This window comes from Sciscionella sediminilitoris (assembly GCF_000737195.2).
Classification (GTDB): Bacteria; Actinomycetota; Actinomycetes; order Mycobacteriales; family Pseudonocardiaceae; genus Sciscionella; species Sciscionella sediminilitoris.
In genome coordinates this window covers 1-314 of sequence record NZ_JALM01000160.1, presented here as the reverse complement: position 1 = coordinate 314, position 314 = coordinate 1, and the positions used below count along the sequence as shown (strand labels likewise).

General features: G+C 60.5%; 1 protein-coding gene. It reads left to right on the top strand.

Annotated features, from left to right (window positions below):
* Window positions 1–314, top strand: a 314-nt coding sequence (locus AD72_RS37410) for a hypothetical protein (RefSeq protein ID WP_031470867.1), incomplete at both ends; no start/stop codon positions are given.

Sequence of the window (314 nt, the reverse complement as noted above, 5' to 3'; positions counted from 1 at the left end):
TGGAAAATGACCGTTATCCGCCCAATCCGGGCGACACGCTGGTGTTCGAGAACGACCGCGTACGGGTCTGGTCCATGACCCTGGCTCCCGGCGGCATGTTCGACTTCCACCAGCATCACCACGACCACCTCGTTCTATGGCCGGACGCAGGGAAAGCCGAAGGACAGGACCTCGACGATCCCGAATGGTCACTTTCCCTGAACGTCACACCGGGATTCGCGATGTTCAAAACGGTCGGAAACAGCGGCCCGCTGCGCCCACACCGCATTCGCAACCTCGAGGACCACAGCGTCACCCATTACATCATCGAGCTG